This window comes from Staphylococcus sp. EG-SA-14 (assembly GCF_017151935.1).
Lineage (GTDB): Bacteria > Bacillota > Bacilli > Staphylococcales > Staphylococcaceae > Staphylococcus > Staphylococcus aureus.
In genome coordinates this window covers 1-12,734 of record NZ_JACVZM010000027.1, presented here as the reverse complement: position 1 = coordinate 12,734, position 12,734 = coordinate 1, and the positions used below count along the sequence as shown (strand labels likewise).

Here is a 12,734-nt window from a genome sequence, read left to right as displayed (position 1 = left end):
AAGTTTAGCATGAAAAAAATATTCGAGAAAGCGTTTTCATCAAAAACAATCAAAAATAATTATGTATAATTACACTATTATTGATGTTGATTTCATTTATATATAATAATATGGACAACAATAATACTATAAATAGAAATCTACATAGTGAATTTGCTATAATTATGTTATTGAAGATTAATGAAAAAGGGGCAGTATAATAATGTGGAAGTGGGAAGCTGAAAATGATGCGAAAGGCGTCGTTGTTATTGCTCATAATATATTAGAACATACGGGAAGATATGCATATGTTATTACGATGTTAAGAAGAAATGGCTATCATGTGATTATGGGAGATTTGCCTGGTCAAGGTCAAACTTCAAGAGCTAATAAAGGACAAATTGAAAACTTTCAAACGTATCACGAAAGTTTGCTAGACTGGTTAAAGATAGCTAATGAATATAAAATTCCTACTTATGTATTAGGGGTAGGACTTGGCGGTTTGATTTTATTAAATTTACTTGAAAAAGTAGAATTGCCAATCGAGGGGATGATGTTAATTTCTCCTATGCTAGAACTTCAAAAGAATGGAAAAAATCGTAAAGATAAACTTGTTTCAAATATAGGTAAAATTTCAAAAGACACACGTTTTAATGTTGGTGTAGAACCAAAAGATTTAACACGTAATTTAGAAATTGTTGAAGAAACAGTTAACGATGGTTTAATGTTAAAAAAAGCAACGTATCATTGGTATAATACAATTAATGAGACGATGAAAGATACGATGGCTCATATTCATGACATTCAACCAATGCCAACGCTATTAATGTATGGAACGAAGGATTTAATTGTTGATACTAGGGCAATTGATGAGTTTAAAGAAAAATATCAAACACCTGAATTATATTTTAAAGCTTGGCAAGGTTTTTACCACGAGGTTCACAATGAGCCAGAACGCGATGAAGTAATGCGTTATATTCTGACTTTCTTAAATAACAGCGTCAATACAATGGGCTTTATTGTTGAAGATGACGAAATTGTAGAAATTTAATATTCTAAAAAGATGAGACAGTAGATGCTCATCTTTTTTTTAACTTTTTTAAGGTTGAGAATGTATATCACATTTTATACACATTTGATTTGTAAGAAATGTTTTGATTTATACAAATCATATCTTGAAAAATAACCAATTTAGCCTCATTCGGTTTGATTTAATTTGTTAAATTTAAGGCTAACTAATTAATTTAGTTTAATCAATTTTCATGAGAGTTATATGTAATAAAAATTCAATGCGTATCTTTTTTGAAGAAATATATGTAGAATTGTTGCAATTTAATGGTAATATTGATATATTTTCTTTGTATATAAATTATAAAATTAATATGTAATAGAGTGATTTGTTTTATGTACTATTATCTTATTTCTAAATATTAACTCTATTGATTATTGGTTTTTATACTTATTTAATTTTATTCAACTTTGACAATTGAATAGAAAGCAAGTTTATTTACACTTGTAGTTTTATGCATAAGTTAGCACATACAAGTTTTGGGATTGTTGGGATGTTTGTTAATACTTGTATGGTAGCTAAATATGTGATTATTAATTGGGAGATGTTTAGCATGAAAAAAGTAAATAACGACACTGTATTTGGAATTTTGCAATTAGAAACACTTTTGGGTGACATTAACTCAATTTTCAGCGAGATTGAAAGCGAATACAAAATGTCTAGAGAAGAAATTTTAATATTACTAACTTTATGGCAAAAAGGTTCTATGACGCTTAAAGAAATGGACAGATTTGTTGAAGTTAAACCGTATAAGCGTACGAGAACGTATAATAATTTAGTTGAATTAGAATGGATTTACAAAGAGCGTCCTGTTGACGATGAAAGAACAGTTATTATTCATTTCAATGAAAAGTTACAACAAGAGAAAGTAGAGTTGTTGAATTTCATCAGTGATGCGATTGCAAGTAGAGCAACAGCAATGCAAAATAGTTTAAACGCAATTATTGCTGTGTAAGTTTAATAGCATAAAAAGAGGTTTTCATTAAGTTGAAAACCTCTTTTTGTTGTTGGCATTAATTTTTCAAATGTTGACTACTCAATCCTAAATTATAAATAGTATAGCGCAGCAAATGCTTAAGAAATTTTTTCTATGGCACAAATGAATGGAGCATGATTACGTTGGTTTAAAAATTGATATTGCAAAACTTGCGCATGCTTTTGATCCAAAGTACTCAAGTAATCAAGCAATGCATGCTTCTCAATTTGTCCTTCGCTATGACCATGATATATAACAAGTACAATAATACCTTCAATTGACATTAATGATAGCAATGAATTAATAGCTTGGATTGTCGTGTCAGGCTTTGTCACGATAGATTTATCACCTTTAGGCAAATAACCTAGGTTAAAGATGGCTGCATCAATATGACCTTTATGTGCATCATTTATATGATGTTCAATATTTTCATGTCCATCTTTTATTAAAGAAACATGATTGAAATCCTTAACTTTATCACGTGTATTTTCCAAAGCTAAATCTTGAATGTCGAAACCATAAACATGTCCTTCTGGTACTTGTTCGGCTAAAAATAAAGTGTCATTGCCGTTACCGCAAGTTGCGTCTACAACAAGACTTTCTGGTGTTATATGTTGTTTAATAAGTGTTTTTGAAAAAGGGAGTATACGTTCTAATTTCATTGCTTCACCTTAGACTTGTAACGCAAGCCTTGATAAGAATTTCTACGTGCTAATTCAGCATCGATGCCATTTAATACTTCCCATTTATTAACACTCCACATTGGACCTACCATGATATCTATTGGACCATCACCGGTAATTCGGTGAACGATCATTTCAGGGGGAATCACTTCTAATTGGTCCACAACTAGGTTTGTGTACTCTTCTTGAGTCATAAAAGTTAATAAACCTTTATCGTATTGTTTTACCATCGGTGTACCTTTTAACAAATGAAGTAAATGAATTTTAATACCTTGTACATCCATTTGTGCAACTTCTTTGGCAGTAGCCATCATCATGTCATAGTCTTCGCCAGGTAAGCCATTAATGATGTGTGTACATACATTGATATTATGCTTACGTAATTTTGCCACACCATCATAATAAGTTTTCATATCATGGGCACGATTGATTAAATCAGATGTTGACTGATGGATTGTTTGTAGTCCTAATTCAACCCATAAGTATGTTCGTTGATTCAAATCTGCTAAATATTCGACAACATCGTCTGGTAGACAGTCAGGACGCGTACCAATAGATAATCCCACAACACCCGGTTCTTTAAGTACAGGTTCGAATTTTTCTTTTAATACTTCAACCGGTGCATGTGTATTTGTAAATGCCTGAAAATAAGCAATATATTTTCCTTCGTGCCATTTCTCATGCATCTTTTCTTTAATTTCTTTAAATTGTACTGCGATTGAATCTGCACGATTACCTGCAAAGTCTCCGCTACCTGCAGCAGAACAAAATGTACATCCACCATGTGCTACAGTGCCATCGCGGTTAGGACAGTCAAACCCGCCATCCAATGCAACTTTAAATATTTTTTGTCCAAATTTATTTTTTAAATGGTAATTCCATGTGTGATAACGTTTGTTTTCAAAAGCGTATTGGAAATGATTGCCCATATGTCATTTTCCTTTCTATAAAAAAAGAGTTCTAAGTACAGATTTTAACATATTTTAATGTTATAGTGTTTATTATAGTTTGACAAAAAAGAGAGAGGAACTATGAAATATGAATATACCTAAATCAGTCTGGTGGCTAGTAATTGGCATGGCGTTAAATATTACTGGTTCCAGTTTTTTGTGGCCTTTAAATACAATTTATATGAAACAAGAACTTGGAAAAAGTTTAACTGTTGCTGGTTTAGTGCTAATGATAAATTCATTTGGCATGGTTATTGGAAACTTATTAGGTGGTTCACTATTTGATAAATTAGGTGGATACAAGACGATTTTAATTGGAACTTTCACTTGTCTTTGTAGTACAACGCTACTTAATTTCTTTCACGGGTGGCCTTGGTATGCTGTATGGCTTGTAATGTTAGGCTTTGGTGGCGGAATGATTATTCCTGCGATATACGCTATGGCTGGAGCAGTGTGGCCGAATGGCGGAAGACAAACGTTTAATGCGATATACTTAGCGCAAAATATTGGTGTGGCTGTCGGTGCTGCAATGGGCGGCTTTGTCGCAGAATTTAGCTTTAACTATATCTTTTTAGCCAATCTTATTATGTATGTTGTGTTTGCGCTTGTCGCGGTAACGCAATTTAATATTGAAATTAATGCAAAAGTTAAATATCCAACTCATTTAGATATTACTGGTAAAAAGAATAAAGCAAGATTTATTTCATTAGTACTAATTTGTGCAATGTTTGCAATTTGTTGGGTTGCATATATTCAATGGGAGTCTACAATCGCATCATTTACACAATCTATTAATATTTCAATGGCACAATATAGTGTCTTATGGACAATTAACGGAATAATGATTTTAGTAGCACAACCATTAATTAAACCGATTCTCTATCTGTTAAAAGGAAACTTAAAGAAGCAAATGTTTGTCGGCATCATCATTTTTATGTTGTCGTTCTTTGTCACGAGTTTTGCTGAAAACTTTACAATATTTGTTGTCGGTATGATTATTTTAACTTTTGGAGAAATGTTTGTATGGCCAGCAGTTCCAACTATAGCCAATCAGTTAGCGCCAGATGGTAAGCAAGGACAGTACCAAGGTTTTGTGAATTCAGCTGCTACAGTAGGAAAAGCATTTGGTCCATTTCTTGGTGGTGTATTAGTTGATGCGTTTAATATGCGCATGATGTTTATCGGTATGATGCTACTACTTGTATTTGCATTAATATTATTAATGGTTTTCAAGGAGAATAATACGCAACCTAAAAAAATAGATGCATAATGAGTAAATAGAATTAACGTTATAGACTTGAAATAAATGTCGTTATAACATAATATTAATTTGTATAATTTAATTTCGTTTGGAGCTTTTCTACAGAAAGCTAGTGATGCTGAGAGCTAGTGTTAAGGACTAAATGTAAATCGTATTAATTTTAAATTGAATGAATGACATCTCTTACTATTAAAATGAGTGCACAATTTTTGTGAAATAGGGTGGTAACGCGGCAAATGTCGTCCCTATGTAAATAGAATAGTTAGAGGTGTCTTTTTTATTGAATAGGAGGAAATGTGTTGAATTACAACCACAATCAAATTGAAAAGAAATGGCAAGACTATTGGGACGAAAATAAAACATTTAAAACAAATGATAACTTAGGTCAAAAGAAATTTTATGCTTTAGACATGTTTCCATATCCATCAGGTGCTGGTTTACATGTTGGACATCCTGAGGGCTATACAGCAACAGATATCATTTCAAGATATAAAAGGATGCAAGGTTATAATGTATTACATCCGATGGGGTGGGATGCATTCGGATTACCAGCAGAGCAATATGCTTTAGACACTGGCAACGACCCACGTGAATTTACAAAGAAAAATATCCAAACTTTTAAACGACAAATTAAAGAATTAGGGTTCAGTTATGATTGGGATCGTGAAGTTAATACAACAGATCCAGAATACTATAAATGGACACAGTGGATTTTCATACAGTTATATAACAAAGGTTTAGCATACGTTGATGAAGTTGCAGTTAACTGGTGTCCAGCATTAGGCACTGTTTTATCTAACGAAGAAGTGATTGATGGTGTCTCTGAACGTGGTGGACATCCAGTTTATCGTAAGCCGATGAAACAATGGGTACTTAAAATCACAGAATATGCAGATCAATTATTAGCAGATTTAGATGATTTAGATTGGCCTGAGTCTTTAAAAGATATGCAGCGCAATTGGATTGGACGTTCTGAAGGGGCCAAAGTTTCATTTGATGTAGATAATACGGAAGGAAAAGTAGAAGTATTTACGACTAGACCAGATACTATCTATGGTGCATCATTCTTAGTCTTAAGTCCTGAACATGCATTAGTTAATTCAATTACAACTGATGAATATAAAGAAAAAGTAAAAGCTTATCAAACAGAAGCTTCTAAAAAGTCAGATTTAGAACGTACAGATTTAGCAAAAGATAAATCAGGTGTGTTTACTGGTGCATATGCAATTAATCCTTTATCTGGTGAAAAAGTACAAATTTGGATTGCTGATTATGTATTATCAACATATGGTACTGGAGCAATTATGGCAGTACCAGCGCATGATGACAGAGATTATGAATTTGCTAAAAAGTTTGATTTGCCAATCATTGAAGTCATCGAAGGTGGAAATGTTGAAGAAGCAGCATACACTGGTGAAGGTAAACATATTAATTCTGGTGAACTTGATGGTTTAGAAAATGAAGCGGCAATTACTAAAGCTATTCAATTATTAGAGCAAAAAGGTGCTGGCGAAAAGAAAGTTAATTACAAATTAAGAGATTGGTTATTCAGTCGTCAGCGTTATTGGGGCGAACCAATTCCTGTCATTCATTGGGAAGATGGAACAATGACAACTGTTCCTGAAGAAGAGCTACCATTGTTGTTACCTGAAACAGATGAAATCAAGCCATCAGGGACTGGTGAGTCTCCACTAGCTAATATTGATTCATTTGTAAATGTTGTAGATGAAAAAACAGGTATGAAAGGACGTCGTGAAACAAATACAATGCCACAATGGGCAGGTAGTTGTTGGTATTATTTACGTTACATCGATCCTAAAAATGAAAATATGTTAGCAGATCCTGAAAAATTAAAACATTGGTTACCTGTTGATTTATATATCGGTGGAGTAGAACATGCGGTTCTTCACTTATTATATGCAAGATTTTGGCATAAAGTCCTTTATGATTTGGGTATCGTACCTACTAAAGAACCTTTCCAAAAATTATTTAACCAAGGTATGATTTTAGGAGAAGGTAATGAGAAGATGAGTAAATCTAAAGGAAATGTAATCAATCCAGATGATATAGTACAGTCTCATGGTGCAGATACTTTACGTCTTTACGAAATGTTTATGGGACCTTTAGATGCTGCAATTGCATGGAGTGAAAAAGGATTAGATGGGTCTCGTCGATTCTTAGATCGCGTATGGCGTTTAATGGTAAATGAAGATGGAACATTGAGTTCAAAAATTGTAACTACAAATAATAAATCTTTAGATAAAGTTTATAACCAAACTGTTAAAAAGGTAACAGAAGACTTTGAAACATTAGGATTTAATACTGCTATTAGTCAATTAATGGTATTTATTAATGAGTGTTATAAAGTTGATGAAGTTTATAAACCTTACATTGAAGGCTTCGTTAAAATGTTAGCACCTATTGCACCACATATCGGTGAAGAATTATGGTCAAAATTAGGACATGAAGAGTCTATTACGTACCAACCTTGGCCAACTTATGACGAAGCACTACTTGTAGATGATGAAGTAGAAATCGTTGTTCAAGTGAATGGTAAATTGAGAGCTAAAATTAAAATTGCTAAAGATACATCAAAAGAAGAAATGCAAGAAATTGCCTTATCTAATGACAATGTTAAAGCGAGTATTGAAGGTAAAGACATCATGAAAGTCATCGCTGTTCCTCAAAAATTAGTCAATATTGTAGCTAAATAATGTTTTAAGGAGGACTTTGAAATGAAGTCAATTACTACAGATGAATTAAAAAACAAACTTTTAGAATCTAAACCAGTTCAAATTGTTGATGTTCGTACTGATGAAGAAACAGCAATGGGATATATTCCTAATGCAAAGTTAATTCCAATGGATACCATTCCGGATAATTTAAATTCATTTAATAAAAATGAAATATATTATATTGTATGTGCTGGTGGAGTTCGAAGCGCTAAAGTTGTAGAATATTTAGAGGCAAATGGCATTGATGCCGTAAATGTCGAAGGCGGCATGCACGCATGGGGCGATGAAGGTTTGGAAATAAAAAGTATTTAAAGTAGTGACATAATTTAAAATAATATTACATTTGTAATGACACCAAGTAACGTTTCGGTTGCTTGGTGTTTTTTGGTATGAATTACTTTCTGTTACAAAACAATCTAAAGCGTTCTTGTTATGTTTTATTAAGATTTTAATTACAAAACGGAAACTAAATTGTAATAAAATAAAACTTTATTTTATAAAATGATGATGATAAAATTGAGTGAACTTAAAATATTGTACAAAATAATATAGCTATAAACATAATATGAGGGAGCGTATATTTTTAGCATAATTCTTAACAACACAGCAGAGAACAGACAACCAGGAGGAAAATGAAATGAATTTGTTAAAGAAAAATAAATATAGTATTAGGAAGTATAAAGTTGGCATATTCTCTACTTTAATCGGAACAGTTTTATTACTTTCAAACCCAAATGGTGCACAAGCCTTAACTACGGATAATAATGTACAAAGCGATACTAATCAAGCAACACCTGTAAATTCACAAGATAAAGATGTTGCTAATAATAGAGGTTTAGCAAATAGTGCGCAGAATACACCTAATCAATCTGCAACAACCAATCAAGCAACGAATCAAGCATTGGTTAATCATAATAATGGTAGTACAGTAAATCAAGCTACGCCAACATCAGTGCAATCAAGTACGCCTTCAGCACAAAACAATAATCATACAGATGGCAATACAACAGCAACTGAGACAGTGTTAAACGCTAATAATAATGATGTAGTGTCGAATAATACCACATTAAATGTACCAAATAAAACAAATGAAAATGGTTCAGGAGGACATCTAACTTTAAAGGAAATTCAAGAAGATGTTCGTCATTCTTCAGATAAACCAGAGCTAGTTGCAATTGCTGAACCAGCATCTAATAGACCGAAAAAGAGAAGTAGACGTGCGGCACCGGCAGATCCTAATGCAACTCCAGCAGATCCAGCGGCTGCAGCGGCAGGAAACGGTGGTGCACCAGTTGCAATTACAGCGCCATATACGCCAACAACTGATCCTAATGCCAATAATGCAGGACAAAATGCACCTAACGAAGTGCTGTCATTTGATGACAATGGTATTAGACCAAGTACCAACCGTTCTGTGCCAACAGTAAACGTTGTTAATAACTTGCCGGGCTTCACACTAATCAATGGTGGTAAAGTAGGGGTGTTTAGTCATGCAATGGTAAGAACGAGCATGTTTGATTCAGGAGATAATAAGAACTATCAAGCACAAGGAAATGTAATTGCATTAGGTCGTATACTTGGAACTGATACGAATGACCATGGCGATTTTAATGGTATCGAGAAAGCATTAACAGTAAATCCGAATTCTGAATTAATCTTTGAATTTAATACAATGACTACTAAAAACGGTCAAGGCGCAACAAATGTTATTATCAAAAATGCTGATACTAATGATACGATTGCTGAAAAGACTGTTGAAGGCGGTCCAACTTTGCGTTTATTTAAAGTACCTGATAATGTGAGAAATCTCAAAATTCAATTTGTACCTAAAAATGACGCAATAACAGATGCGCGTGGCATTTATCAACTAAAAGATGGTTACAAATACTATAGCTTTGTTGACTCTATCGGACTTCATTCTGGGTCACATGTTTATGTTGAAAGACGAACAATGGATCCAACAGCAACAAATAATAAAGAGTTTACTGTAACAACATCATTAAAGAATAATGGTAATTCTGGTGCTTCTCTAGATACAAATGACTTTGTATATCAAGTTCAATTACCTGAAGGTGTTGAATATGTGAACAATTCATTGACTAAAGATTTTCCAAGTAACAATTCAGGCGTTGATGTTAATGATATGAATGTTACATATGATGCAGCAAATCGTGTGATAACAATTAAAAGTACTGGAGGAGGTACAGCAAACTCTCCGGCACGACTTATGCCTGATAAAATACTCGATTTAAGATATAAATTACGTGTAAATAATGTGCCGACACCAAGAACAGTAACATTTAACGAGACATTAACGTATAAAACATATACACAAGATTTCATTAATTCACCTGCTGAAAGTCATACTGTAAGTACAAATCCATATACTATCGATATCATCATGAATAAAGATGCATTACAAGCTGAAGTTGACAGACGCATTCAACAAGCTGATTATACATTTGCATCATTAGATATCTTTAATGATCTTAAAAAACGTGCACAAACAATTTTAGCTGAAAATCGTAACAATGTACCATTAAATAAAAGAGTATCTCAAGCAGATATTGATACATTAACTAATCAGATGCAACATACTTTAATTCGAAGTGTTGATGCTGAAAATGCAGTAAATCAAAAAGCTGATCAAATGGAAGATTTAGTTAATCAAAATGATGAACTGACAGATGAAGAAAAACAAGCAGCAATACAAGTTATCGAGGAACATAAAGGCAATATTATTGGTGATATTGGTGATCAAACGACTGATGATGGCGTTACTAGAATCAAAGATCAAGGTATACAGACCTTAAGTGGGGATACTGCAACACCGGTTGTTAAACCAAATGCTAAAAAAGCAATACGTGATAAAGCAACGAAACAAAGGGAAATTATCAATGCAACACCAGATGCTACTGAAGACGAGATTCAAGATGCAATAAATCAATTAGCTACGGATGAAACAGATGCTATTGATAATGTTACGAATGCTACTACAAATGCTGACGTTGAAACAGCTAAAAATAATGGCATCAATACTATTGGAGCAGTTGTTCCTCAAGTAACTCATAAAAAAGCTGCAAGAGATGCAATTAACCAAGCAACAGCAACGAAAAGACAACAAATAAATAGTAATAGAGAAGCAACTCAGGAAGAGAAAAATGCAGCATTGAACGAATTAACTCAAGCAACCAACCATGCTTTAGAACAAATCAATCAAGCAACAACAAATGCTGATGTTGATAACGCCAAAGGAGATGGTCTAAATGCCATTAATCCAATTGCTCCTGTAACTGTTGTTAAGCAAGCTGCAAGGGATGCTGTATCACATGATGCACAACAACATATCGCAGAGATCAATGCTAATCCTGATGCGACTCAAGAAGAAAGACAAGCAGCAATTGACAAAGTGAATGCTGCTGTAACTGCAGCAAACACAAACATTTTAAACGCTAATACCAATGCTGATGTTGAACAAGTAAAGACAAATGCGATTCAAGGAATACAAGCAATTACACCAGCTACAAAAGTAAAAACAGATGCAAAAAATGCCATCGATAAAAGTGCGGAAACGCAACATAATACGATATTTAATAATAATGATGCGACGCTCGAAGAACAACAAGCAGCACAACAATTACTTGATCAAGCTGTAGCCACAGCGAAGCAAAATATTAATGCAGCAGATACGAATCAAGAAGTTGCACAAGCAAAAGATCAGGGCACACAAAATATAGTAGTGATTCAACCGGCAACACAAGTTAAAACGGATGCTCGCAATGTTGTAAATGATAAAGCGCGAGAGGCGATAACAAATATCAATGCTACAACTGGCGCGACTCGAGAAGAGAAACAAGAAGCGATAAATCGTGTCAATACACTTAAAAATAGAGCATTAACTGATATTGGTGTGACGTCTACTACTGCGATGGTCAATAGTATTAGAGACGATGCAGTCAATCAAATCGGCGCAGTTCAACCGCATGTAACGAAGAAACAAACTGCTACAGGTGTATTAAATGATTTAGCAACTGCTAAAAAGCAAGAAATTAATCAAAACACAAATGCAACAACTGAAGAAAAGCAAGTGGCTTTAAATCAAGTGGATCAAGAGTTAGCAACGGCAATTAATAATATAAATCAAGCTGATACAAATGCGGAAGTAGATCAAGCGCAACAATTAGGTACAAAAGCAATTAATGCGATTCAGCCAAATATTGTTAAAAAACCTGCAGCATTAGCACAAATCAATCAGCATTATAATGCTAAATTAGCTGAAATCAATGCTACACCAGATGCAACGAATGATGAGAAAAATGCTGCAATCAATACTTTAAATCAAGACAGACAACAAGCTATTGAAAGTATTAAACAAGCTAACACAAATGCAGAAGTAGACCAAGCTGCGACAGTAGCAGAGAATAATATCGATGCTGTTCAAGTTGATGTAGTAAAAAAACAAGCAGCGCGAGATAAAATCACTGCTGAAGTGGCGAAGCGTATTGAAGCGGTTAAACAAACACCTAATGCAACTGACGAAGAAAAGCAGGCTGCTGTTAATCAAATCAATCAACTTAAAGATCAAGCAATTAATCAAATTAATCAAAACCAAACAAATGATCAGGTAGACACAACTACAAATCAAGCGGTAAATGCTATAGATAATGTTGAAGCTGAAGTAGTAATTAAACCAAAGGCAATTGCAGATATTGAAAAAGCTGTTAAAGAAAAGCAACAGCAAATTGATAATAGTCTTGATTCAACAGATAATGAGAAAGAAGTTGCTTCACAAGCATTAGCTAAAGAAAAAGAAAAAGCACTTGCAGCTATTGACCAAGCTCAAACGAATAGTCAGGTGAATCAAGCAGCAACAAATGGTGTATCAGCGATTAAAATTATTCAACCTGAAACAAAAGTTAAACCAGCTGCACGTGAAAAAATCAATCAAAAAGCGGATAAAGTCCGTATAATTGTGTAAAAGTAAAAAGGCCATATAACAGTCCTTTTACGGTACAATGTTTTTAACGACAAAAACATACCCAGGAGGACTTTTACATGACCCAAGTACATTTTACACTGAA

General features: G+C 33.6%; 8 protein-coding genes and 1 pseudogene. 7 read left to right on the top strand and 2 right to left on the bottom strand.

Translation table 11 applies throughout. The features are described 5' to 3' along the window. Nucleotides 1-80: 80 nt before the first annotated feature. The 3 genes from IDG63_RS12780 (at nt 81) to IDG63_RS12770 (ending at nt 2,003) form a co-directional block, all read left to right on the top strand. Complete coding sequence (locus IDG63_RS12780) at nt 81-200, top strand: hypothetical protein (protein ID WP_001790712.1); 120 nt, start codon at nt 81-83, stop codon at nt 198-200. A 2-nt stretch (nt 201-202) separates the two neighbouring features. Continuing rightward, complete coding sequence (locus IDG63_RS12775) at nt 203-1,030, top strand: alpha/beta fold hydrolase (protein ID WP_000266096.1); 828 nt, start codon at nt 203-205, stop codon at nt 1,028-1,030. Between the two features lie 571 nt (nt 1,031-1,601). Next, nucleotides 1,602-2,003 carry a transcriptional regulator, SarA/Rot family gene (locus IDG63_RS12770; protein ID WP_000757543.1) on the top strand — a complete coding sequence of 134 codons (402 nt, stop codon included), beginning with the start codon at nt 1,602-1,604 and terminating at the stop codon, nt 2,001-2,003. A gap of 119 nt (nt 2,004-2,122) precedes the next feature. On the opposite strand, the gene mnmM is transcribed toward IDG63_RS12770, so the two are convergent. Next, nucleotides 2,123-2,686: a tRNA 5-(aminomethyl)-2-thiouridylate-methyltransferase MnmM gene (gene mnmM, locus IDG63_RS12765; RefSeq protein WP_086095905.1), complete on the bottom strand. Its 564-nt coding sequence runs from the start codon at nt 2,684-2,686 to the stop codon at nt 2,123-2,125. Continuing rightward, the gene (gene mnmL / locus IDG63_RS12760; protein WP_000526539.1) at nt 2,683-3,636 is read right to left on the bottom strand and encodes a tRNA modification radical SAM protein MnmL/YtqA; all 954 of its coding nucleotides are present in this window, start codon (nt 3,634-3,636) and stop codon (nt 2,683-2,685) included. Before mnmL ends, mnmM begins: the two co-directional genes overlap by 4 nt. Before the next feature lie 109 nt (nt 3,637-3,745). Between mnmL and IDG63_RS12755 the strand changes: the two genes are divergently transcribed. From IDG63_RS12755 to sasC, 4 genes and pseudogenes are all read left to right on the top strand, one after another. After that, complete coding sequence (locus tag IDG63_RS12755) at nt 3,746-4,927, top strand: MDR family MFS transporter (protein ID WP_001025061.1); 1,182 nt, start codon at nt 3,746-3,748, stop codon at nt 4,925-4,927. Nucleotides 4,928-5,214: 287 nt separating this feature from the next. Beyond that, nucleotides 5,215-7,632, top strand: coding sequence for a leucine--tRNA ligase (gene leuS, locus IDG63_RS12750; protein WP_001557386.1), 2,418 nt, complete (start codon nt 5,215-5,217; stop codon nt 7,630-7,632). 21 nt (nt 7,633-7,653) lie between these two features. Next, on the top strand, nt 7,654-7,965 hold the full coding sequence (locus IDG63_RS12745; RefSeq protein WP_000836465.1) for a rhodanese-like domain-containing protein: 312 nt from the start codon (nt 7,654-7,656) through the stop codon (nt 7,963-7,965). Nucleotides 7,966-8,290: 325 nt separating this feature from the next. After that, nucleotides 8,291-12,619, top strand: a pseudogene (gene sasC, locus IDG63_RS12740) (LPXTG-anchored aggregation protein SasC); the annotation flags it as partial. Nucleotides 12,620-12,734 lie beyond the last annotated feature (115 nt).

Coding starts and splice junctions, on each gene's coding strand:
- IDG63_RS12775 (WP_000266096.1), top strand. CDS start 203: ATGTGGAAGTGGGAAGCTGAAAATGATGCGAAAGGCGTCGTTGTTATT.
- IDG63_RS12770 (WP_000757543.1), top strand. CDS start 1,602: ATGAAAAAAGTAAATAACGACACTGTATTTGGAATTTTGCAATTAGAA.
- IDG63_RS12755 (WP_001025061.1), top strand. CDS start 3,746: ATGAATATACCTAAATCAGTCTGGTGGCTAGTAATTGGCATGGCGTTA.
- IDG63_RS12745 (WP_000836465.1), top strand. CDS start 7,654: ATGAAGTCAATTACTACAGATGAATTAAAAAACAAACTTTTAGAATCT.
- mnmM (WP_086095905.1), bottom strand. CDS start 2,686: ATGAAATTAGAACGTATACTCCCTTTTTCAAAAACACTTATTAAACAA.
- mnmL (WP_000526539.1), bottom strand. CDS start 3,636: ATGGGCAATCATTTCCAATACGCTTTTGAAAACAAACGTTATCACACA.